Source organism: Geodermatophilus sp. CPCC 206100, assembly GCF_048569675.1.
In the GTDB taxonomy this organism is placed as follows: Bacteria; Actinomycetota; Actinomycetes; order Mycobacteriales; family Geodermatophilaceae; genus Geodermatophilus.
The window spans coordinates 219,728-240,762 of record NZ_JAQISV010000004.1 but is presented as its reverse complement, the minus strand read 5'-3'; the positions used below and the strand labels follow the sequence as shown (position 1 = coordinate 240,762).

Genomic DNA, 21,035 nt, shown 5'->3' with positions numbered 1-21,035 from the left:
GCATGACACTCGTGGCCGGGGTCGACTCCTCGACGCAGGCGTGCAAGGTCGTGGTCCGGGACGCCGCCAGCGGGCGCCTGGTCCGCGAGGGCCGGGCGGCCCACCCGGAGGGCACCGAGGTGCACCCGGCCGCGTGGGAGACCGCGCTGTACGAGGCGATCGGGCAGGCCGGCGGGCTCGACGACGTCGCCGCGGTCGCCGTCGCCGGCCAGCAGCACGGCATGGTCTGCCTCGACGAGGCCGGGGACGTCGTCCGCCCGGCCCTGCTGTGGAACGACACCCGCTCTGCCGGCGCCGCCGCCGACCTCGTCGCCGAGCTGGGCGGCGGCGCGGCCGGCCGGCAGGCGTGGGCCGAGGCCGTGGGCCTGGTGCCGGTGGCGTCGTTCACCGTCACCAAGCTGCGCTGGCTGGCCGACGCCGAGCCGGACAACGCCGCCCGCACCGCGGCGGTGTGCCTGCCGCACGACTGGCTGACCTGGCGCCTGGCCGGTGCGCCGTCGCTGGACGCGCTGGTCACCGACCGGGGCGACGCCAGCGGCACCGGCTACTGGTCCCCGGCGACGGGGGAGTACCGCCTCGACCTGCTGGAGCGGGCCCTGGGTCGGCCGGCCGTTGTGCCGCGGGTGCTCGGGCCGGCCGAGGCGGGGGGCAGCACCCCCGGCGGCGCGGTCCTGGGCCCCGGCACCGGCGACAACGCCGGCGCCGCGTTGGGCCTGGCCGCCGAGCCGGGGGACGTCGTGCTCTCGATCGGCACCTCCGGCGTCGTCTCCACCGTCACCACGACGCCGGCCGCGGACGCGACCGGGACCGTCGCCGGGTTCGCCGACGCCACGGGCCACTTCCTCCCGCTGGTGGCCACGCTCAACGCGGCGCGGGTGCTCGAGGCCACCGCCCGGCTGCTCGGCGCGGACCACGCCGAGCTGTCCCGGCTGGCGCTGTCGGCCCCGCCCGGCGCCGGCGGGCTGGTCGTCGTGCCCTACCTGGAGGGGGAGCGGACGCCCGACCGGCCGACCGCGACCGGGGCCGTCCACGGGCTCACCCTGGCCACCTCCGACCCGGCGCACCTGGCCCGCGCCGCGGTCGAGGGCCTGCTGTGCGGGCTGGCCGACGGCCTGGACGCCGTCACCGCGGCGACCGGCGCCCCGGTGCGCCGGGTGTTCCTGGTCGGCGGCGGCGCGCGGTCCGAGGCGGTGCGCCGGCTGGCCCCGGCCGTCCTCGGCGTGCCGGTGCTCGTGCCGCCGCCGGCGGAGTACGTCGCCGACGGCGCCGCCCGGCAGGCCGCCTGGGTGCTCGCCGGCGGCGCCGCGGCACCCGAGTGGGAGCGGCCGGGCACCGAGGTGTTCGAGGCCGACCCGGTGCCGCACGTCCGCACCCGCTACGCCGAGGTCCGCGACCTGACCGCCGAGCGGCTGCGCTCGACGGAGCGGGCCTCGGCATGAGCGTGCTGCCCAGCGGGGAGCAGTTCGTCCTGCGCGCCGGGGACGCCGAGGCGACCGCGGTCGAGGTCGGCGGTGGGCTGCGCACGTACCGGGTGGGGGACCGCGAGCTCCTCGACGGCTACGCCCCGGGCGAGATGGCCCAGCACGCCCGCGGCGCCGTGCTCGCCCCCTGGCCCAACCGGCTGCGCGACGGCGTCTACACCTGGGACGGCGCCGAGCACCGGACGCCGGTCACCGAGCACGAGCGCGGCACCGCCATCCACGGCCTGGTCCAGTTCGTCTCCTGGCGGCCGGTCCAGCGCGCCGAGGACCGCGTGGTGCTCGAGCACCTGCTGTTCCCGCGGCCGGGCTACCCGTTCACCCTGCGGCTGCGGATCGCCTACGAGCTGAGCGCCGCGGGCCTGCGGGTCACCACGACCGCCACCAACGAGGGCGACGTCGCGCTGCCCTACGGCGAGGGGCACCACCCCTACGTGCTCGCCGGCCCGCGCCTGGACGACTGCACGCTCGTCGCGCCCGGCGGCACCCGCCTGGACACCGACGAGCGCGCGCTGCCGACCGGGTGGGCTCCGGTGGCCGGCACGCCCTACGACCTGCGGGCCGGACGCCGGCTCGGGGACCTGGTCGTCGACTCCTGCTTCACCGACCTGGTCCGCGGCGCCGACGGGCGGGCGGAGGTCCGGCTCACCGCGCCCGACGGCCGCGGCGTGGCCGTCTGGCTGGACGCCGGCTACCGCTACCTGCAGCTGTTCACCGGCGACGTCGTCCCGGAGCCGCGCCGGCGCCGGGGGCTGGCGGTGGAGCCGATGACCTGCCCGCCGGACGCCTTCCGGAGCGGCGAGGCGGTGATCCGGCTGGCGCCGGGGGAGTCGACGACGGCGGCGTGGGGGATCGGGCCGCTCGGCTGAACGCCGCCGGGAGGGCGGTGGCGCGGCCTACCTAGACTCGACCGAGGAGCACGGCGACCCGTGCCCCGGTGTCGATGAGGAGAGTGGTCGTGGCGGTACGAGCCATCAGGGGTGCGACACAGGTGGAGGCCGACGACCGGGCGCAGATCCTCGACGCGACCCGGGAGCTGGTGAGCGCGGTGATGGAGCGCAACCGGCTGGGCAGCGAGGACGTCATCAGCATCCTGTTCACCGCCACGCCCGACCTGGTGTCGGAGTTCCCGGCTCTGGCCGCGCGGGAGCTCGGCTTCGGCGACGTCCCGCTGATGTGCGCGAGCGAGATCGGCGTCCCCCACGCGCTGCCCCGGGTGCTGCGGCTGATGGCACACGTGGAGACGGAGCTGCCCCGCGCGGAGGTCCAGCACGTGTACCTGCGCGGCGCGGTGGCCCTGCGACGGGACATCGCCCAGTGAGCGGGGGGTTCGTGGGGCAGGTGACCCTGGACGGGCCGTCGGGGACGGGGAAGTCCAGCGTCGCGCGGGCGGTGGCGACCCGGCTCGGAGCGGCCTACCTCGACACCGGCGCGATGTACCGCGCCGCGACGGTGGCCGTGCTCGACGCCGGGGTGGACCCCGAGGACGCCGAGGCGGTGGCCGGCGTGGTCGCCGGTGCCCGCATCGAGGTGGGGACCGCTGCCGACACCGAGCTGGTGCAGGTCGACGGCGTGGACGTCGCCGTGCGCATCCGCGGAGCCGAGGTGACCCGCGCGGTGTCGGCCGTCTCCGCCGTCCCCTCGGTGCGCCGCCGGCTGGTCGACCAGCAGCGGGCGCTGGTGACGGCGGCGGACGCCGTCGTCGTCGAGGGCCGCGACATCGGCACCGTCGTCCTCCCCGACGCGACCTGCAAGATCTACCTGACCGCGGCGCCGGAGGCCCGCGCCGAGCGCCGGGCCGCCCAGCTGGGCCTGACCACCCCCGCCGAGGTCGCCGCGCTCGCCGCCGACCTGCGCCGGCGCGACGAGTACGACAGCAGCCGGGAGGACAGCCCGCTGCGCCCGGCGGCCGACGCGATCGTCGTCGACAGCACCGACCTGGACCGCGAGGGCGTCGTGGACCGGGTGGTCGAGCTGGCGCTGTCCTCGACGGGGGTCCGCCAGTGACCGAGTCCGACGGCGGGCCGCTGCCCGTGGTGGCGGTCGTCGGCCGGCCCAACGTGGGCAAGTCGACGCTGGTCAACCGCATCCTGGGGCGGCGCGCCGCGGTCGTGCAGGACGTTCCGGGCGTGACCCGCGACCGCATCTCCTACGAGGCGCTGTGGAACGGCAAGCGCTTCACCGTCGTCGACACCGGCGGCTGGGACCCGAAGGCCGCGGGCCTGGGGGCGTCCATCACCCGGCAGGCCGAGTACGCGATGTCGACCGCCGACGTCATCGTCCTCGTCGTCGACAGCGCGGTCGGCGCCACCGACACCGACCTGGCCGCGGCCCGCATCCTGCGCCGCAGCGACCGGCCGGTGATCGTCGTGGCCAACAAGGTCGACGACGAGCGCAGCGAGGCCAACGCCGCGGAGCTGTGGTCACTCGGTCTCGGCGAGCCGCAGCCGGTCAGCGCACTGCACGGGCGGGGCAGCGGCGACCTGCTGGACCTGATCCTCGACGCGATGCCCGAGGCGCCGCGCGAGCAGCTGGAGGAGGGCGGCCCGCGCCGGGTGGCGCTGGTGGGCCGGCCCAACGTGGGCAAGTCCAGCCTGCTCAACCGGCTGGCCAAAGAGGAGCGGTCGGTCGTCGACTCCGTCGCCGGCACCACCGTCGACCCGGTCGACTCGATCATCACCATCGGCGGCGAGGAGTGGCGGTTCGTCGACACCGCCGGCCTGCGCCGCAAGGTGAACACCGCCAGCGGCATGGAGTACTACGCCAGCCTGCGGACCGAGGCGGCGATCCAGGCCGCCGAGGTCGCCGTCGTGCTGCTCGCCGCCGACGAGGTGATCAGCGAGCAGGACCAGCGGGTGATCACCCAGGTGGTGGAGGCCGGCCGGGCGCTGGTGCTGGCGATCAACAAGTGGGACACCCTCGACGAGGACCGGCACGCGCAGCTCGAGCGCGAGGTCGAGCGGGACCTCGCCCGGGTGAAGTGGGCCAGCCGGGTCAACATCTCCGCCGCCAGCGGGCGCGGGGTGAACAAGCTGGCCCAGCACCTGCGCGACGCGCTCGCCTCCTGGGAGACCCGCGTGCCGACGGCGGAGCTCAACACCTTCGTGCGGGCGCTGGTCCAGGAGACGCCGCCGCCGGCCCGCGGCGGCCGCGCCCCGAAGATCAAGTACGTGACGCAGGCCGACGTCCGGCCGCCGCGGTTCGTCGTGTTCTCCACCGGGTTCCTCGAGGCCGGCTACCGGCGGTTCCTCGAGCGCAAGCTGCGGGAGCAGTTCGGCTTCCACGGGACGCCGATCGAGATCTCGGTGAAGGTCCGCGAGGGGCGGGAGCGCCCGCGCGCCTGACGCGCCACCGATGAGTTCGGCCGCCGGGGCGGGTCGAGACGGCAGGAACGCCACGACCCGTCCCGGAGGCCCGCGATGACCACGACCGACACGCCGCCGCAGACCCGCACGCTCGAGGTGCCGGGTGCGGTGCTCACCTACGACGTCCGACCCGGGCCGGCCGGCGCCGGGGTCCTCTTCCTGATCGCCTCCCCGATGGGTGCCGCCGGGTTCGGCTCGCTGGCCGGCCACTTCGCCGACCGCACCGTCGTCACCTACGACCCGCGGGGTTCCGAACGCAGCCGGCGCACCGACGGCGCGGCCGCGAGCACCCCCGAGGAGCACGCCGACGACCTGTCCCGGCTGATCGCCGAGGTGGACGCCGGACCGGTCGACGTCTTCGCCAGCAGCGGGGGAGCGGTGAACGCGCTGGTGCTGATCACCCGGCACCCGGAGCAGGTGCGCACCCTCGTCGCGCACGAGCCGCCGGCGGCCGCGCTGCTGCCGGACCGGGAGGAGGCGCTGGCGGCGTCGCGGCACGTGCACGAGACCTACCAGCGCAGCGGCTTCGGCGCGGGGATGGCGGAGTTCATCCGGGTGATCAGCCACCGGGGCCCGGTTCCGGCGGACTTCGCCGACCACCCGGCGGACCCGGCCGCGTTCGGCCTGCCCACCGAGGACGACGGCTCGCGGGACGACGTGATGCTGGGCCAGAACATCGTCTCCTGCACCCACCACGAGCACGACGTCGCCGCCGTGCGCGCAGCGTCCACGCGGGTCGTGGTGGCCGTCGGCGCGGAGTCCGCCGGCCAGCTGGCCCGCCGGGGCGGCGAGGCCGTGGCCGCCGCGCTCGGGGTGGAACCGGTCGAGTTCCCCGGCGACCACGGCGGCTTCCTCGGCGGCGAGTACGGACAGACCGGGGACCCCGAGGCCTTCGCCGCCACGCTGCGACGGGTGCTCGACGCCGGCTGAGACGCGGGGCCGACCACCGGGCGGGGCGGCGCGACGGGTGCGGTAACCTGCTCCTGCAGCGATCGGGCGGTGCGAGCCGCCCGGCGCTCGGGCTGTAGCGCAGCTTGGTAGCGCACTTGACTGGGGGTCAAGGGGTCGCAGGTTCAAATCCTGTCAGCCCGACGGCGGGAAACCGCAGCTCAGGGGCCGTGTCCGGAGAGATCCGGCACGGCCCCTGACCGCTTTTCGAGGCGGTTTGACCCCCACTTCGACCACCATTAGGTCACCCTTAGTTCTCGTGCGACCTGCCTGGTGCGGGCGTCGGAAGGAGGCGTGCGCTGTCCTCGCGCCCGGTCCTCCGGTGACGGAGAGCGAGCACCGCCCGAGGCGTGCTGGCTCGTCAGCTACCGGTCGAAGGCGTCGCCCAGCGTCGACATGGCCTGGCGGGCGACGTCGGGGGAGACGTGGCCGTAGATGTCGCCGGTGATGGCGATCGAGGAGTGGCCGAGGATCTCCGAGACCACCTTGAGCGGGACGCCGCGGGTGAGCATCACGCTGGCCGCCGAATGGCGCAGCGTGTGCAGCCCGGCCTGCGGCAGCCCGGCCTTGGCGGCGGCGACCCGGAGCGCACGGAAGGCGTTCCGCGGATCGCAGGGCTCGCCGGCCTCGGTGGTGAAGACGAACCCGGTCTGCCGCCAGGCCGAGGCAGCGTGCCGTCGTTCCTCGGCCTGGGCCTCCTGCTGAGCGCGAAGCAGCCGCTCGGCGGGCTCGGAGATGGGGACGAAGCGCTTGGACTTCGCGGTCTTGGGCTCGGTGACGACGAGCTCGCCGTCGACGCGCGACAGGGTGCCGCGGACGCGCAGGATGCCGTGCGCCAGGTCGACGTCCGACCACTGCAGGCCGAGCGCTTCACCGCGGCGGAGGCCGGTGTGCACGAGGAGCGCGAACAGCGGTGCGTAGCGGCTGCCCTCGGCCGCGCGGAGCAGCTCGGCGACCTGGGCAGGCGTCAGGTAGGGGGCTTCCTTGGCCGTCACCCGCGGCCGTCGGATGGCAGCGGCCGGGTTGGCCCCCAGCGCACCGTCGCGGACGGCGGTGTCCAGCACGGCTCGCAGGATGGTGTAGGCCGAGCGGATCGTCGACTCGGCGAGCCCCTTTCGGCGGAGCTCGACGACCCAGCCCTCCACGTGCGAGGGCCGGATCCTGTCCAGCGTCAACCGGCCGATCGAGCTGGGGAGGATGTGCGTACGTGCGACGCCCGCGTACATGACCTTGGTGTTCCGCTTGCGGTCGGACGCTTGCAACGATGTATCGATCCAGTGCTGCGTGAAGGCGGCGAGGGTCTCTCGCCGGTCCCGGGCCGGCTGCCCGCCCTCCACGCGCTTCCGGATCTCGGCAGCACGGTCGCGCGCTTCCTGTGCGGTGTCGCCGTAGACGGTGTGCCGGCTGCTCTCCCCGGACTCGTCGGTGACCCGGAGGTTGATCTGCCATCGCCCGTCCTGCCGGCGGTGCGGGGTCGATCCCTCGCTGTTACCTCGCCGCCTGCCCGTCGATCGTGGTTGTGGCGTCCGAGGGCTCACCGCCGGCTCCTCCCTCGCCACTCACCGAACGACGAGTGTCGCGGGGCGGAGGAAAGTCGATCTTTGGCAGTCCACAGGTCACTCGCCATCCGCCGGGGTGTGGACGACCTCGAACAGCGCGCTCTGATTCGTGGTAGGTCGGCTGCCTCGGCGCCGGGGCCGAGCTGGCGGCACTGGCGGGGGAGGCTGGAGACGGTTCACGTAGCGCTCGAGCTCTGCGCGGGGGAGACGACAGCTCCGGCCGATGTGTATCGGCTGCAGCTCTCCAGCCTTGATCAACCCGTAGATCGTCGTGCGTCCGACCCGCAGCACCCGAGCGGCCTCCTCGGGCGTCAGCAGCAGGGCATCACCGGCCGGCTCCTGAAGGGGCTGCGGATCACCCATGTCGGCAACGGTGGGGGAGGAGGCTCCCGCGAGCCTCCAGTTCCGCTCGCAGGGACGTTGAGCGGCCGCCTCCAGGTACTGGAGAAGTACTGGAGAGCGGAGGTCAGTACACGTTGCGGGCGCCGGTTAGGCGTGCGCGCCGCCGGTAGGTCTGCAGCACCTTCTCCAGTTGCCGCGCGAGCCCGGGCAGGTCGCGGTCGTAGATGCGACCGTCGCCGAGCTGGCCGACGAGCTCCTCGAGCAGCTCTGGCCAGTCCCGCCGCGTCGGGGCCAGGGGGACGCGGACCTGCACCACTCTCTCGACCACCTGGACCGGTGATCGGTCCGACGTCGTGGCCCGCGTCTGCTCCCAGGCTCGATGCCGGCAGGTTGCCGAACACCACTTGGGGATCGGTCCACGGCTCTTCGGGGTGATCGGCCCACCGCACCAGCCACAGGTCCGCGCCGCGGCCCGTCGCTCGCGAGCGGCCGTCCCAGCGTCGGGCGCTCTCGCGGCCTCGGTGGTCGGCGTCTGCTCCGCCCGCTGGCGACGCCGGGACTCCTGCTCCCGCCGTTGCCGCTCACGTTCACGCTGTCGGGCTCGGTACGCGGGGCTCCCGCTGTTTCCCATACCGATGACGCTGCAGATGAGCCTCCAGTAACTCGGCACCACGAGTTCCGGAACCCGCGGTGCAAGAGGTGTGTGGCACTTGATCTTGGTCCTTCTCCAGTAGCGATGAGAAGCAGGAGGGCCCGGGGAGGGGCACGAGGATCGAGGTCGAGGCCCGGTCGAGCGGGACCGGGAGATGCCGCGCGGGGTCGAGCGGTGACGGAGGGCGGATCGTCGGGTGGCTGCGGTCAGGGCCGCGACTCCCGGTCCGTCGAGGTCGCTCAGCGCCACTCGCCGCCCGGAGACGGCCAGGAGGAGTGACAGGGCGGGGCCGCTCACGACCGGCCCCTGACCGAGGGACACGTCGGCGTCTGCGGCGGTCAGCCGGACGCGGGCCAGGAGTTCCTTGGCGCCACCGAAGGCCGCCGGGGTACGAGCCTGCAGGCGCAGCGACCGAACGACAGCCTCGGGCGGATAGGAACCCGTCAGTCCCAGGGGGCGGCGAATGTCTTCACCGTGCACGACCTCCTCGACGAGCCGGCTGTCGACCGGCGCCGGCGGGGTCGACGACGTCCGCGACGCCGCTCGAGCGAGGCGCTCCAGCGTCTCCTGCGGTGATGCACCGCGGTGGCTCCGCACGCCGCGGCGTTCTGACGGTGGAACTCGAACCCCGCCCGGGCGAGGCCGAGCATGAATCCGACGCGCGTCGTGTGGGCCGTGTCGACGAGATGGGCGACCACGTCGTGCACCGTCCATCTTTCGCAGAGCGATTGCGCCTCCCACATGCCGTCGTCGAGGTCCTTGAGGTCGTCGATCAGCGCCCCACGCTCGGTGTGCACCATCGACCAGACGTCTGTTATCCGTCCCTCCTGGCGCCGCCTCTTCATGTCAGACCGACGGCGCAACAGGTAGTCATCGGCCTGCTCTTCAGGTGCACCTGAGGCGAGCGCCGTTGGGCAGGCATGCTCCGCCTTCGCCGCTGCCTCGCTTGCTGCGTAGTCAGTGCGCGAAGCGGGGGTCTTCGCCGACTCGGAGCGCTGGACCGGGCTGGTGCCTGCCGACCTGGTCCGGGCCGCGGTCGCCGAGATGGTCGGCATCTCCTTCCGCCACCGGCGGTTCCTGCGCGCCGTCGTCCTGATCTCCGCCGCGCACCCCGAGGTGCAGCGGCGCTGTGCGCGCTACAGCCAGGAGCTGGGAGAAGGCTTCGCCCGCGTCGTGCTGACCGCTCGTGCGGCCATCCGGCACGGCGACCCCGAAGCGGCGATCCGGTCGTGCTTCGGGACGGTCTTCGCCACGTCGATCATCCGCATCCCGTACGGGCCCGGCTTCGCCACGCCGGTGCCGGTCGACGACGACGCCTTCGTAGCCGACCTGGGCGAGACGGCGGTGCGCTACCTGCTGGCCGACGCGGTCGGCTGAGGCAGGCCGGCGCTCACTCGGGTGACGACGTCGACCAGCCACCGGTGCCCGGGGTCGAGCTGCCGGCTGGGGTGCGACCAGGCCGTCTCGGTGATCGGTGGCAGCTGGACGGGCAGGTCGACCACTCGGAGGTCCCCCGCGGTGAGGTCACCGGCGAGCCGCTCGTGGAAGAGCACCAGCAGCTCCGTCCCGACGACGAGGCGATCCAGGGCGGTGAAGCTCTCCACGCGGACGGCGCAGTGGCGGTCGACGCCGAGGGTGGCCAGCGCGGCGTCGGCGGGGGAGGCCATGAGCAGCTCCTGGAACGGCATGACCCACCGGGCGCGGGCGACGTCCTCGAGGGTGAGCCGGTCGCCGACAGCGGTGTTGCCGCGCCACGTCGCGCACACCCAGCGGTCGCGGTAGAGCTCCGCGCTCGGCACGTCGGGGAGCGAGAAGAGCCCCCTCGGGACGATGAGCACGTCGATGTCGCGGAGCAGCGCCAGCGGGTCGGTGGCGACCCGCTTGTCCAGCGAGCGGAAGTCGAGGCTCGCGCGGGGCGCCGCGCCGGTGATCGCCGCGACGAGTGCGGGCCCCAGCACGGTCAGCACGGAGTCCGAGCAGGCCACCGTGAACCGGCGGTCGGTGGTGAGCGGGTCGAAGCGCGGCTGGGCGGCCAGCACCCGCTGCAGCTGCTCCATCGTCGAGCCGACCTGCCCCTGCAGGGCCTGGGCGAGAGGGGTCAGCTCGTACACGGTGCCGACGCGCTCCAGGAGCGGGTCGTCGAAGTGGCGGCGCAGCCGTGCCAGGGCCGCACTGGTCCCCGGCTGGCTCAGGCCCACGCGCTCGCCGGCACGGGTGACGTTGCGTTCCTCGAGCAGCGCGTGCAGGACGACGACCAGGTTCAGGTCGAGGCTGGGCAGCTCCACCGTCGCACTCCTCTGTGACGGGGGCCATAAGCCCGCCGGATGCGCAGGCATACGGAAGCAGCGTTTCCGCCGGGCCCCCGGGGCGGCTGATGCTAGCCAGCGTGACACCCAGCATCGACCACGCCGGCACCTGGGCCCTCGCCCGTCTCGCCGCCGACGGGCGGCCGTTCCCCGCGCTCGTCTCCGTGAACCGTGCCCTCGACCTGTCCGCCGTCGCGGCGCTGGGGCAGCCGTCCTCGACGCGGGAGCTCCTCGACCGCTGGGATGAGGTGCTCCCACTGCTCGACGAGCTGACCGGGACCCACGACGGCTGGCAGCCGCTGGAGCGCTTCACCGTGCTGGCCCCGGTCGAGCCGCGGCAGGTCTTCCAGGCCGGCGCGAACTACCGGACGCACGTCATCGACATCGCCGTCGCGCACGCCGACGGCTCCGACGGGCGCTCGCCCGAGCAGGTCCGCGCCGACGCCACGGCGGAGATGGACACCCGCCTGCAGCACCCGCCCTACGTCTTCCAGGGCCTGCCGAGTGCGATCTGCGGCGCCTACGACGACGTCGTCCTGCCGTCGGACGGCACGCAGCCGGACTGGGAGCTCGAGCTCGCCGCGGTGATCGGCCGGCGCGCCCGCCGGGTGTCCTCGGAGGACGCCCTCGACGTGGTCGCCGGCTGGACCATCGTCAACGACCTGACCCTGCGGGAGCGCATCTTCCGCAAGGACGCCCCCGCCCTCGGCGCGGACTGGCTCGCCGCCAAGAACTCGCCCACCTTCCTGCCCACCGGACCGGTCGTCGTCCCGCGCGCCGCGGTGCCCGATCCGGGCGACCTCCGCCTGACCCTCCGGCTCAACGGCGAGGTCATGCAGGACGAGTCGACGAAGGACATGTTGTTCGACGTCGCCCGGATCGTGGCGCACTGCTCGACCGTCGCCACCCTGCTGCCCGGCGACCTGGTGCTGACCGGCAGCCCCGCCGGCAACGGCCTGCCCCGAGGGCGGCTGCTCCGTGCCGGCGACCGCATGGACTCGACCATCACCGGCCTCGGCGCGCAGTCCAACCGCTGCGTCGACGAATAGACCCTGGAGACTCCGATGACCGACCGTCTGATTACCCACCTGCGGCACGTCGACCTGGCAGTGCCCGACTTCGACAAGCAGCGCGAGTTCTACACGACCCTCTGGGGCCTGACGCCGGTCGCCGAGGACGACGGGATCGTCTTCCTCGCGGCCGAGGGCTCGCCCGAGCAGTACATCGTCCGGCTGCGCAAGGACGCCGAGAAGCGCCTCGACCTCATCTCCTACGGCGCGGGCTCAGCGGCCGACGTCGACGCCCTCGCCCAGCGGCTCGGCACCGCCGGCGTGCAGCTCGTCAGCGAACCCGACGTCCTGCATACGGCCGGCGGGGGTTACGGCTTCCGGTTCTTCGACGTCGACGGCCGCACCATCGAGGTGTCGGCGGACGTCGCCACCCGGCAGCACCGCAAGATCGAGGAGCGGGAGGCGATCCCGGTCCGCCTGTCGCACGTCGTCATCAACTCGCCCGACCCCAACCGCACCCAGGCCTTTTACGAGCAGCACCTCGACTTCGCGCTCTCCGACTCGCTCATCCACCCGTACGCCGGCGAGCTGATGAAGTTCATGCGGTGCAACCCGCAGCACCACAGCATGGCGATCGCCAAGGGCCCGCACGTGTCGCTGCACCACGTCTCGTTCGAGATGCGTGGCCTCGACGAGTACATGCGCGGCACCGGACGCCTGCTGCGCGCCGGCACCCGCATGGTGTGGGGCCCGGGGCGGCACATGGCCGGTGACAACACGTTCTCCTACTTCCTCGACCCCCACGGCAACACCATCGAGTACACGACCGAGCTGGAGAAGCTCGACGAGGACGCCTGGCACCCCAGCGTCTACGACGTCTCGAAGCCGGAGAACCAGGACCAGTGGGGGACGGCGAACCCGTTCGAGGAGCTGGTCGCCAAGGAGAGCTTCAACGACGTCGACCGCGGGCTGTTCGTCGCCCCGCCGGTCTGAGCCCACCCATCCCGGACGAAGGAGTCCTCGCATGGCAGCCGTAGAGAACGTCCTGGTCGTCGGCGGCGGTATCGCCGGCGCCGCCACCGCCACCCTGCTGGCGGACGCCGGTGTGAGCGTCGAGCTCGTGGAGATCACGCCTGACGTCACCGCGCTCGGCTCCGGCATCACCCTGCAGGGCAACGCCCTGCGCGTGCTCCGGCAGCTCGGGGTGCTCGACGAGTGCCTCGAGCACGGCTATGCCGCCGACCAGCTGGTGCTGCGGGCACCGGACCCGGACGCGACGGTCGTCGCCCGGCTCACCGAGCACCGGACCGGCGGGCCGGACCTGCCGGCCAGCATGGGCATGTACCGCCCCGACCTGGCGCGGATCCTCATGGCCCGCGCCGAGCAGGCAGGGGTCAAGATTCGCTTCTCCACCACGGTGCAGGAGCTGGAGCAGGACGACTCGGGCGTGGACGTCCGGTTCAGCGACGGCTCCACCGGCCGGTACGACCTCGTGGTCGGTGCCGACGGCCTCCGGTCGTGGACCCGCCGCCTGCTGGACGTGCCGCTCGAGACGCGCGCGGTCGGCATGGGCATCTGGCGGGTGTTCGCGCCGCGACCGGCCGAGGTCGTCAGCTCCGAGGCGATCTACGGCGGCCCCTGCTACATCGCGGGCTACACGCCGACGTCGGGATCCTCGCTATACGCCTTCCTCGTGGAGGACGCGCAGGACCGCACGACGATCACGGACGAGGAGAAGGTCGCTGTCGTGCGCGGGCTCGCCGGGGCCTACGGCGGCCCGTGGCGGGAGATCCTGGCCTCGATCTCCGACCCGGGGGCGATCAACTACACGTGGTTCGAGGAGCACCTGCTCGACGCCCCCTGGCACCGCGGCCGCGTGTTGCTCATCGGCGACGCCGCGCACACCTGCCCGCCCACGCTCGCGCAGGGCGCAGCGCTCGGCCTCGAGGACGCTTCGGTGCTCGCGGAGCTGCTCACCGCCGCCGACGCCGTGGACGACGACCTGCTCGTGTCCTTCGCCGAGCGCCGGCTCCCGCGCGTGCGCGAGGTCGTCGAGGCGTCGGTGCAGCTGGCCCGGTGGCAGCTGGCGCACGAGCAGGGCGACGTCCCCGCGCTGATGGGACGGATCGCCCACCTGACCAGCCGGCCGGCCTGACGCACAGGAGGAGCCCCGCCCCCGCAGGACGACGGGGCGAGGCTCCTCCTGTTCAGACCCGGACGGCGATCTTGCCCAGCGCGCCGTCGCGGAGGAGCCCGAACGCGGAGCCGATCTCCTCGATGCCGCAGGTGCGGGTGACCGGGGCGCGCAGCCGGCCGCTGCCCGCGAGCGCGGCGATCTCGCGGAGGGCGTCCTGGTCGACCTCCGCGAGCACGTTCCTGGCGCGGAGGCCGGGGAGGCGGTCGGGGTCGGCAGCGTGGCCGGTGCTCACCGCGGCTCCGCCCGGCACGAGCACCGCGGCGGCGAGGCGGCTCAGGACGTCCGGGTCGCGGTCCACCAGGTCGATGACCGCGGCGATCCCCCGGGGGTGGAGGGGCTGCACCTGCGCGGCGACGTCCCCGGCGGACCAGTCGACGACCTCCGACGCCCCGAGGGCACGGACGTGCGCCTCCTCCTCGCCGGCCCGGGCCGTGGCGACCACGCGCGCACCGCGAGCGGTCACCAGCTGCACGGCGTAGCTGCCCACGCCGCCGGTGGCGCCGACGACGAGGACGGTGTCGCCGGCGGACGGGTCGACGGCCTCGACGCAGCGCAGCGCGGTCAGCGCCGCCAGCCCGAGTGCGCCGGCCGCGCTGTCCTCGACGCCGTCCGGGACGGGCACGACCCAGCCGCGGGGGACGGCGACCAGCTCGGCGAAGGCGCCGCGGGCAGCGACCCGCTCGCGGACCAGTCCGAACACCCGCTCACCAGGCCGGAGGTCGTCGACGCCCGCGCCGACCGCCTCGACCGTGCCCGCGAGGTCGCTGCCCAGCACCACGGGGAACCGGTACTCCATGTACCGGGCGGCGGCCCCGCTGGCGACCAGGGCGTCGTGCGGGTTGACCGAGGACCTGCTCACCCGGACCAGCACCTCCCCGGCGGCCGGCTCGGGTGCCGGCACGTCGGCGAGTGCGGGGGCGGCGCCCTCCGCGGCGAGGACGACGGCGCGCATCAGTAGGCCTCCTGCGCCAGCCGTGCCTGTGCCCCGGGGATGCCCAGCTGCAGCAGCTCGGCCTCCCGCTCGGTGAGGTCCTTCCCGGACTCCTGCTTGAGCAGGGCCAGCGACATGTCCGCGACGAACAGCGCGCGATCACGGCGCCGGCGGTACCAGGCGTCGAGCGCCTGGGACAGCGAGGAGTGCTCGTCGAGCGCGGCGGCGAGGGTGACGGCGTCCTCGACGGCCATCGCGGCACCCTGGGCCAGGTGAGGAGTGCTCGTGTGCGCCGCGTCGCCGGCGATCGCGATGCGCCCGCGGAACCACGGCTCGCGGACGACGACCTGCTCCAGGGGCGTGTAGTTGATCGACGCGTCGTCCCGGATGCTGTCGCGCAGCTCTCCGAGGCGACCGGAGAAGCCGGCCATCCGGTCGCGCACCAGCCGGGGGAAGTCGTCGGGGTCGTGGCGCGGGTTCCCCGGCTCGGGCGTCACCAGGGCGATGTACATCTGCTCGGCGCTGATCGGGGTGAGCACGGCCTTGACGGGGCCCGCGAGAGCGAAGGCGATGGACGTGAGGTCGGCGGGGCGGGGCAGGGTGATCCGCCAGTTGGCCGAGCCGGTGAACTCCGGCGTGTACCGGTCGCCGAAGAGGTGCTCCCGGACCTTCGACCGGACGCCGTCGAAGCCCCCGACGAGGTCGTACCGGTCGCTTCCGGATCCCGCATCACGGACCGGCGGGGTGTGCTTGCCCGTCCACGTGGCCAGTTCGACCTCGACGCCGTCGGCGTCCTCGGTCATCTCCCAGATCGTGGCGCCGGTCCGGATGCGGGCCCCGGCCTTCTCCGCCGCATCGCGGAGGATGGCGTTGTAGGCCGGGCGGCTGATCGCGTTGTTCGACGGCGTGCCGTAGCGGCCCGCCGGGGGCGGGATGGCGGCCACCTGGGCGCCAGCGGGGCTCCACACGACCAGCGGCTCGAAGGGGAACCCGACGGCGAGGCACTGCTCCCGGACGCCGATCTCCTGGAGCGCCGCGAGGGCGTTGTTCGGCTGGTTCAGCCCGACGCCCAGGACGGCGTCCGAGCCGGCCGCCTCGACGACGTCCACCTCCACGCCGCGCTGTCCCAGCGCGGCCGCGAGGGACAGCCCGCCGACCCCACCGCCCTGGACGAGGACCCTGCCGGCTGCACCCATCGGACGGCTCCCTTCGCTGACTGCGGCCCCCGGCTGTCCGCGGTGGGGACGGGGCCCCCCCCCCCCCCGGGGGGCGGGGTGGGGGGGCCCCGCTGCGCGGGTCAGCCCTGCGCGCGGTCCGCCGCGTCGACGACGTCGCCGACGTCCTGCCAGCTGGTGCCGTCGAACTGCATCATCTGGTACTGGTGGAGGACGCGACCGCCAGGACCGCCGGAGAGCTGCATGCCGGGCAGGATGGCGGGGTTGTCCACACCGTCGATGTCGTCCCAGGCGTCGATGAACGCCTGACCGCCTTCGCCGCCGGACTCCTCGAGGACCGACACGATGGCAGCTGCCATGCCGTAGCCCTCGATGGCGAGGTAGGAGTCGGCGTTCTTCGCGTCGCCGTACTTCTCGATGTCCTCGCGGAAGGCCTGCACGCCCGCGTCCTCGGCCCAGCGCGGGTCGGCCGGGTCCTTGAAGTACTGCGCGGTGAGGGCGTCCGTCACGTTCTCCGGCCCGGCCGGGCCGACGGACGTGGCCAGGTCGGCCCCGGCGCTGTAGAGGTAGGTCGTGGGCTGGTAACCGATGGCTGCCATCGTGCGCAGGGTGGCCGGCTGGGCCGGGCCGACGACGGACAGGAACACCGTGTCCACGCCGGCGCCGCGCAGCTCGTTGAGCTGGCTGGTGAGGTCGACGACGCCGGGGGCCACGGTGAGAACCTTGGCCGGGGTGGCACCGCCGGCGGTCAGCCCGTCCACCAGGCTGGTGGTCAGGTCGTTGTTGAGGCCCAGCACACCGACCGTCGCGCCCGGCTGCTCCTCACCGATGTGCTCGCCGATGACCTGCCCCTCCCACGCGCTGTCCGGGAACCAGCCACGGGTGAACGGGGTGGCCTCGGTGTCGGAGAAGACCGACTGCGTGGCGGGGACGATCTGTGCCACCTCCTCGCCGTTCAGGTAGGGCGCGGTTGCGGCAGCGAGCCCACCGAAAGTGATGACGACGCCGGCCCCGTCCTGGGCGACGAGCTGGCGGGCGTTGTCCGCCTGCCGCGCCGGGTCGTACGCGTCGTCGAGGACCTCGTACTCGATCTCGCGACCGTCGACGCCACCCTCGGCGTTGATGCGCTCGAAATAGGCCGCGGCGCCGTCGGCCACCGCCGCCGCCCCGGACAGCGGGCCGCTCAGCGGGAAGCTCATGCCGACGACGATCGGCTCGTCGGAGCCCCCGCCCGAACCCGATCCGGAGTCGGACGAGTCATCGGCGCGACCGCTGCAGGCGCTCAGCAGCAGCGTGCCGGCGGCCAGCGCGACGACCGCACGGCGTCGGATCTTTCCTGGGGCAGCGGACATGGGGACCTCGCTCTCCACTGCGACGGCGCAGTGCGGGACGAACGGGGACGGCGGTCGCCGGCCCCGGGGGAACGGGGTGGTGCAGTTCTCGGTGATCAGGCCGTCGAGCGCCGGGGACGCCCTCCGGTGAGCCGGGCGAGCAGTCGTCCGGCTCCGCCGGCCACGCCGGTCGGGAGGAAGAAGAGGGTCAGGAGCAGGGCCACGGCGTAGACCAGCTGTGACCACTGGCCGCCGGTCGTCGACCCAATCTGCTGGCTGATCACGTCCGGCAGGTAGACGATGAACGCGGCGCCCACCACGGAGCCCGCCCAGGTGCGGGACCCGCCGACGACGCAGGCCGACAGCAGGGTGAGCGAGAAGAACATCGAGTAGCTGTCGGGCACCGTGGAGGCCAGGATCAGCCCGCCGAGCGCGCCGCCAAGTCCTGCCACTGCGCTGCTGATGCCGAACATCGTGAGGGTGAGCCGGTTGACGTCGACGCCTTCCGACCGCGCCATGAGCGGGTTGACCCGCAGCGCCTCGACGGCACGGCCCAGGGGGCCGGTCGTGAGGTTGCGCAGCAGCACCAGGACCACGCTCAGGACGACGACCAGCAGCAGGAACTGGAACTGCTCGTCGGTCAGCCCCAGGGACTCCGGCGGTGTGATAGGGGAGCCGGCGAGCTGCAGGCCGACAGTGCCGCCAGTGAGGCCCTCGAAGCGGGCCAGCAGCAGGGGGAAGATCGCGGCGATGGCGATGGTGAGCAGGCCGAGGTTGAGCCCGCGCACCCGGAGCGCCGGCAGGCCGATCAGCCAGCCGGCCGCTCCCGAGATCACCACGGCGGCCAGGACCGCGAGGGGCCAAGCCCACTCGAGTTCCTTGACCAGGAGCATCGCCGAGTAGGCGCCGAGGCCGTACAGCGCACCGTGGCCCGCGCTGATCTGCCCGGCCCGGCCGATGAGCAGGTTCAGCCCGGCCACCGCGATCGCGACCGTGAGCACGCGTGTCGCCCTGAAGAGGTCGAAGTCGCTGACCAGGAAGGGCACCACCAGCCCGACGACGAACAGCGCTGTCCAGGCCCAGGTGACCGGGCGCCGCCACAGGGGGCGCAGTTCGGCCAGCGCCGGCGCCGCCGACGTCGACACCGACGCCGGCGCCGGGTCGGCGGTGCGGGGGGTGGGCCCGGAAACCGAGGTGGCCATCAGGCACGCACCGTCGATGCGCGGCCGAACAGGCCCTGCGGCCGGACGAGCAGGACGAGGAAGATGACGGCGAACGGGACCACCAACTGCAGGTCACCTCCGATGCCGGGGACGTACCGGCTGGCCAGGTTGGACAGGACGCCGATCAGCAGGCCGCCCACGACCGCGCCCAGCCGGCTGGAGAAGCCGCCGAGGGTCACGGCCGCCAGGGCGAGCAGCAGTGCGTTGGTCATGAGCTCCGGGGACAGACCCAGCGTGGGCGCGGCCACCAGGCCCGCCACGGCGCCGACGGCGGCGGCGATGCCCCACCCGACGGCAAGCATCACGCCGGTCGAGATCCCGAGCAGCCGCGCCGAGTCGGGGTTGTCCGCGACCGCGCGCAACCGCAGTCCCAGCGGCGTGAACCGGAAGATCAGCCCGCAGAGGAGCATCGCCACCAGCACGAGCGCCCCGCCGCCCAGAGCCTGGGCGGTGAACGTCAGCGGGCCGACGTGGTAGACGGACTCGCCGAACGGGCTCGGCATCGATCGGACGTCGGTGCCCCAGATGAGGGCCACGACCGCGTTGGTGCCGAGCAGGAGCGCAGCGGTGACGGTGAGCAGGGCCAGCGGTCCGCTGCCCTCGACCGGCCGGACGAGCAGCCGCTCGACGCCGGCGCCGAACAGGAAGGCCAGGACGACCAGCAGCGGCACGATCAGCCACCACGAGAGCCCCGCCGTGCTGAGTGCGAAGGACACGAACGCGGCCAGGGTCGCGAACTCGCCCTGCGCGAAATTGAGCGTGCCAGTGCCCTGGAAGACGAGCGCGATCGCCAGCGCCAGGGCGGCGTAGACCAGCCCCGTCGTCAGCCCCGACACGGTCTGCTGGAGCAGCTCCGTCATGAGGACACCTCCGTGAGGCCGTCGGTGGACTCGCCGAGGTAGGCCGCGCGCAGCCCCTCGTCGGCGGCGAGCTCGCCCGCGGGTGCCGCGGCGACGACCCGGCCGCGGGCGAGCACCACGCCGCGGTCGGCGACCTTGAGCGAGGCACGGGCGTTCTGCTCGGCCAGCAGGACCGACAGCGACCACTCGTCGCGCAGCCGGGCGAGGACGGAGAACATGTCCGCCGACGTCAGCGGGGCCAGCCCCAGCGACGGCTCGTCGATGAGCAGCAGCCGCGGACGGGCCAGCAGCGCCCGGGACAGGGCCAGCATCTGCTGCTGCCCCCCCGACAGTGCGCCCGCCGGCCGGCGGCGCATTTCGCGCAGGACCGGGAACGTGTCGTAGATGCGCTCGAGGTCGCCGTCCGCCTGCGCCCTGGTCGCCCCCGGGCGGGAGATCACGCCGAGGCGGATGTTCTCCTCGACCGTGAGGCCGGTGAACGTCCCGCGGCCCTGCGGCACGTGGCCGAGGCCGCCGCGCGCGATGCGCGCCGCACTCGTGCCGCGCAGCGGCCGGCCGGCGAAGGAGATGTCGCCGCCGGCCTTCACGGTGCCCGAGAGGGCCCGGAGCAGCGTCGTCTTCCCGGCGCCGTTCGCCCCGAGCACCGCCACGATCTCGTTCTCACCGACGGTGAGATCGATGCCGTGCAGGACCCGGACGCCGCCGTAGCCGGCGGTGAGACCCGAGACCTCGAGCAGGCCGCTCATGCCGTCTCCCCGGACACCGCGTGCAGCCGCTCCGGCGCGGGCTCGTCCACGTCGTCCGCCCCCAGGTAGGCCTCGACCACGCGGGGGTCGGTCCGCACCTCGTCGGGCGTCCCGACGGCCAGCAGCCGGCCGGAGTCGAGGACGACGACCCGACGGGCCACCGACATCACCAGGGCGACGTCGTGCTCGACCAGGAGGACGGTGGTGTCGTCGCCGGCGTGCGCCTCGACCTCGGCCAGTAGGTCCCGCGCCTCCTCGGCGCCGAGGCCGGCGGCCGGCTCGTCGAGCATCAGCAGGCTGGGCGTGCTCATCAGCGCGCGGGCGACCTCGACGCGCCGGCGGTCGCCGTGGGCCAGTCCGGCCACCGGGCGCCCGGCCAGAGCCGCGATCCCGAACCGGTCCAGCACCGCGAAGGACCGCTCGAGGGTCTCCCGCTCCTCCTGCCTGCGGCGCGGCGTGGCGAGCATGGAGTGCAGGACGCCGACGCGGCTGTGCGCCACCCCGCCGAGGGCGACGTTCTGCAGGGCCGACTCGCCGTCCAGGAGCGCGGGGGTCTGGAACGTCCGGGCGATGCCCAGCCGCGCCCGCTGGTGGGGGCGGAGCTGACCGAGCGGACGGCCGTGCAGCGTGAGCTCGCCCTCGTACCGGTAGAGGCCGCTGACGCAGTTGAAGAGCGTGGTCTTGCCGGCGCCGTTCGGCCCGATGACCGCCGACGTGCCGCCGGCGGGGATCTCGAAGTCGAGCGCGTCGAGGGCACGCAGACCGGCGAACGAGAGGCCGACCCGGCGCGCGACCAGGGCCGGCGGGGCCGCTGCTCGGGGAGCGGTCGCGGAATGCTCCGACGACATGGCTTGGGTCACAGTCGGGAAGGTAGGGCGTGCGGCAGCTCACCCGGAAATGAATCTCAAGGAT

Annotated in this window: 22 protein-coding genes and 1 tRNA gene; 11 read left to right on the top strand and 12 right to left on the bottom strand. The window is 73.9% G+C overall.

The genetic code is table 11. The features are described 5' to 3' along the window. The first annotated feature begins 2 nt into the window (after positions 1 to 2). The 7 genes from PGN05_RS02960 to PGN05_RS02930 all read left to right on the top strand — a co-directional run bounded on the left by PGN05_RS02960 (position 3) and on the right by PGN05_RS02930 (position 5,935). Positions 3 to 1,439 (top strand): xylulokinase, encoded by a 1,437-nt coding sequence (locus PGN05_RS02960; protein ID WP_419751027.1) that lies wholly within the window; start codon positions 3 to 5, stop codon positions 1,437 to 1,439. Beyond that, a complete protein-coding gene (locus PGN05_RS02955; protein WP_419751026.1) occupies positions 1,436 to 2,347 on the top strand; it encodes an aldose 1-epimerase family protein in 912 nt (303 codons plus the stop codon). The genes PGN05_RS02960 and PGN05_RS02955 overlap by 4 nt, the downstream gene beginning before the upstream one ends. Before the next feature lie 89 nt (positions 2,348 to 2,436). Beyond that, on the top strand, positions 2,437 to 2,799 hold the full coding sequence (gene aroH, locus PGN05_RS02950) for a chorismate mutase (RefSeq protein ID WP_419751025.1): 363 nt from the start codon (positions 2,437 to 2,439) through the stop codon (positions 2,797 to 2,799). Next, the gene (cmk, locus tag PGN05_RS02945; RefSeq protein ID WP_419751024.1) at positions 2,796 to 3,485 is read left to right on the top strand and encodes a (d)CMP kinase; all 690 of its coding nucleotides are present in this window, start codon (positions 2,796 to 2,798) and stop codon (positions 3,483 to 3,485) included. Before aroH ends, cmk begins: the two co-directional genes overlap by 4 nt. Continuing rightward, the gene (gene der / locus PGN05_RS02940) at positions 3,482 to 4,822 is read left to right on the top strand and encodes a ribosome biogenesis GTPase Der (RefSeq protein WP_419751023.1); all 1,341 of its coding nucleotides are present in this window, start codon (positions 3,482 to 3,484) and stop codon (positions 4,820 to 4,822) included. Before cmk ends, der begins: the two co-directional genes overlap by 4 nt. A gap of 75 nt (positions 4,823 to 4,897) precedes the next feature. After that, positions 4,898 to 5,773 carry an alpha/beta fold hydrolase gene (locus PGN05_RS02935; RefSeq protein WP_419751022.1) on the top strand — a complete coding sequence of 292 codons (876 nt, stop codon included), beginning with the start codon at positions 4,898 to 4,900 and terminating at the stop codon, positions 5,771 to 5,773. A gap of 88 nt (positions 5,774 to 5,861) precedes the next feature. Beyond that, positions 5,862 to 5,935 (top strand) — tRNA-Pro (locus tag PGN05_RS02930). A 221-nt stretch (positions 5,936 to 6,156) separates the two neighbouring features. On the opposite strand, the gene PGN05_RS02925 is transcribed toward PGN05_RS02930, so the two are convergent. The 4 genes from PGN05_RS02925 to PGN05_RS02910 all read right to left on the bottom strand — a co-directional run bounded on the left by PGN05_RS02925 (position 6,157) and on the right by PGN05_RS02910 (position 9,144). Then, positions 6,157 to 7,053 carry a tyrosine-type recombinase/integrase gene (locus tag PGN05_RS02925; protein ID WP_419751021.1) on the bottom strand — a complete coding sequence of 299 codons (897 nt, stop codon included), beginning with the start codon at positions 7,051 to 7,053 and terminating at the stop codon, positions 6,157 to 6,159. Positions 7,054 to 7,407: 354 nt separating this feature from the next. Then, positions 7,408 to 7,713 (bottom strand): helix-turn-helix domain-containing protein, encoded by a 306-nt coding sequence (locus PGN05_RS02920; RefSeq protein WP_419751020.1) that lies wholly within the window; start codon positions 7,711 to 7,713, stop codon positions 7,408 to 7,410. Between the two features lie 103 nt (positions 7,714 to 7,816). Beyond that, positions 7,817 to 8,020 (bottom strand): hypothetical protein, encoded by a 204-nt coding sequence (locus PGN05_RS02915; RefSeq protein WP_419751019.1) that lies wholly within the window; start codon positions 8,018 to 8,020, stop codon positions 7,817 to 7,819. Between the two features lie 767 nt (positions 8,021 to 8,787). Then, positions 8,788 to 9,144: a maleylpyruvate isomerase N-terminal domain-containing protein gene (locus tag PGN05_RS02910; RefSeq protein WP_419751017.1), complete on the bottom strand. Its 357-nt coding sequence runs from the start codon at positions 9,142 to 9,144 to the stop codon at positions 8,788 to 8,790. A 208-nt stretch (positions 9,145 to 9,352) separates the two neighbouring features. Between PGN05_RS02910 and PGN05_RS02905 the strand changes: the two genes are divergently transcribed. Then, positions 9,353 to 9,721 (top strand): hypothetical protein, encoded by a 369-nt coding sequence (locus PGN05_RS02905; protein ID WP_419751015.1) that lies wholly within the window; start codon positions 9,353 to 9,355, stop codon positions 9,719 to 9,721. Here the strand turns inward: PGN05_RS02905 and PGN05_RS02900 are convergent. After that, positions 9,694 to 10,629 (bottom strand): LysR family transcriptional regulator, encoded by a 936-nt coding sequence (locus tag PGN05_RS02900; protein ID WP_419751014.1) that lies wholly within the window; start codon positions 10,627 to 10,629, stop codon positions 9,694 to 9,696. The genes PGN05_RS02905 and PGN05_RS02900 overlap by 28 nt on opposite strands. A gap of 101 nt (positions 10,630 to 10,730) precedes the next feature. Here PGN05_RS02900 and PGN05_RS02895 point away from each other — a divergent pair, with 101 nt between their 5' ends. Genes PGN05_RS02895 through PGN05_RS02885 form a run of 3 tightly spaced genes read left to right on the top strand, consistent with a single transcriptional unit; the run spans position 10,731 to position 13,815 of the window. Next, positions 10,731 to 11,699, top strand: a complete 969-nt coding sequence (locus tag PGN05_RS02895) for a fumarylacetoacetate hydrolase family protein (RefSeq protein ID WP_419751013.1) — start codon at positions 10,731 to 10,733, stop codon at positions 11,697 to 11,699. Between the two features lie 15 nt (positions 11,700 to 11,714). Then, a complete protein-coding gene (locus PGN05_RS02890) occupies positions 11,715 to 12,653 on the top strand; it encodes a VOC family protein (RefSeq protein WP_419751012.1) in 939 nt (312 codons plus the stop codon). Positions 12,654 to 12,684: 31 nt separating this feature from the next. Further along, complete coding sequence (locus PGN05_RS02885; protein WP_419751010.1) at positions 12,685 to 13,815, top strand: FAD-dependent monooxygenase; 1,131 nt, start codon at positions 12,685 to 12,687, stop codon at positions 13,813 to 13,815. Positions 13,816 to 13,867: 52 nt separating this feature from the next. Here the strand turns inward: PGN05_RS02885 and PGN05_RS02880 are convergent, their stop codons facing one another. From PGN05_RS02880 to PGN05_RS02850, 7 genes are all read right to left on the bottom strand, one after another. After that, complete coding sequence (locus PGN05_RS02880; protein WP_419751008.1) at positions 13,868 to 14,809, bottom strand: quinone oxidoreductase family protein; 942 nt, start codon at positions 14,807 to 14,809, stop codon at positions 13,868 to 13,870. Next, positions 14,809 to 15,984: an FAD-dependent monooxygenase gene (locus PGN05_RS02875; protein ID WP_419751006.1), complete on the bottom strand. Its 1,176-nt coding sequence runs from the start codon at positions 15,982 to 15,984 to the stop codon at positions 14,809 to 14,811. The genes PGN05_RS02880 and PGN05_RS02875 overlap by 1 nt, the downstream gene beginning before the upstream one ends. 101 nt (positions 15,985 to 16,085) lie before the next feature. Next, positions 16,086 to 17,315 (bottom strand): ABC transporter substrate-binding protein, encoded by a 1,230-nt coding sequence (locus PGN05_RS02870; protein ID WP_419751004.1) that lies wholly within the window; start codon positions 17,313 to 17,315, stop codon positions 16,086 to 16,088. Positions 17,316 to 17,410: 95 nt separating this feature from the next. After that, on the bottom strand, positions 17,411 to 18,496 hold the full coding sequence (locus PGN05_RS02865) for a branched-chain amino acid ABC transporter permease (protein WP_419751002.1): 1,086 nt from the start codon (positions 18,494 to 18,496) through the stop codon (positions 17,411 to 17,413). Then, entirely contained in the window at positions 18,496 to 19,377 is an 882-nt protein-coding gene (locus PGN05_RS02860) for a branched-chain amino acid ABC transporter permease (protein WP_419751000.1), read from the bottom strand. The genes PGN05_RS02865 and PGN05_RS02860 overlap by 1 nt, the downstream gene beginning before the upstream one ends. Beyond that, positions 19,374 to 20,123 carry an ABC transporter ATP-binding protein gene (locus PGN05_RS02855; RefSeq protein ID WP_419750998.1) on the bottom strand — a complete coding sequence of 250 codons (750 nt, stop codon included), beginning with the start codon at positions 20,121 to 20,123 and terminating at the stop codon, positions 19,374 to 19,376. The genes PGN05_RS02860 and PGN05_RS02855 overlap by 4 nt, the downstream gene beginning before the upstream one ends. After that, entirely contained in the window at positions 20,120 to 20,983 is an 864-nt protein-coding gene (locus PGN05_RS02850; protein WP_419750996.1) for an ABC transporter ATP-binding protein, read from the bottom strand. The genes PGN05_RS02855 and PGN05_RS02850 overlap by 4 nt, the downstream gene beginning before the upstream one ends. Positions 20,984 to 21,035 lie beyond the last annotated feature (52 nt).

Bases quoted from the DNA above. Each gene is read 5' to 3' on its own strand.
- PGN05_RS02960 (WP_419751027.1), top strand. From the start codon at position 3: ATGACACTCGTGGCCGGGGTCGACTCCTCGACGCAGGCGTGCAAGGTC.
- PGN05_RS02955 (WP_419751026.1), top strand. From the start codon at position 1,436: ATGAGCGTGCTGCCCAGCGGGGAGCAGTTCGTCCTGCGCGCCGGGGAC.
- PGN05_RS02935 (WP_419751022.1), top strand. From the start codon at position 4,898: ATGACCACGACCGACACGCCGCCGCAGACCCGCACGCTCGAGGTGCCG.
- PGN05_RS02920 (WP_419751020.1), bottom strand. From the start codon at position 7,713: ATGGGTGATCCGCAGCCCCTTCAGGAGCCGGCCGGTGATGCCCTGCTG.
- PGN05_RS02910 (WP_419751017.1), bottom strand. From the start codon at position 9,144: ATGGTGCACACCGAGCGTGGGGCGCTGATCGACGACCTCAAGGACCTC.
- PGN05_RS02890 (WP_419751012.1), top strand. From the start codon at position 11,715: ATGACCGACCGTCTGATTACCCACCTGCGGCACGTCGACCTGGCAGTG.
- PGN05_RS02885 (WP_419751010.1), top strand. From the start codon at position 12,685: ATGGCAGCCGTAGAGAACGTCCTGGTCGTCGGCGGCGGTATCGCCGGC.
- PGN05_RS02880 (WP_419751008.1), bottom strand. From the start codon at position 14,809: ATGCGCGCCGTCGTCCTCGCCGCGGAGGGCGCCGCCCCCGCACTCGCC.
- PGN05_RS02875 (WP_419751006.1), bottom strand. From the start codon at position 15,984: ATGGGTGCAGCCGGCAGGGTCCTCGTCCAGGGCGGTGGGGTCGGCGGG.
- PGN05_RS02870 (WP_419751004.1), bottom strand. From the start codon at position 17,315: ATGTCCGCTGCCCCAGGAAAGATCCGACGCCGTGCGGTCGTCGCGCTG.
- PGN05_RS02865 (WP_419751002.1), bottom strand. From the start codon at position 18,496: ATGGCCACCTCGGTTTCCGGGCCCACCCCCCGCACCGCCGACCCGGCG.
- PGN05_RS02860 (WP_419751000.1), bottom strand. From the start codon at position 19,377: ATGACGGAGCTGCTCCAGCAGACCGTGTCGGGGCTGACGACGGGGCTG.
- PGN05_RS02855 (WP_419750998.1), bottom strand. From the start codon at position 20,123: ATGAGCGGCCTGCTCGAGGTCTCGGGTCTCACCGCCGGCTACGGCGGC.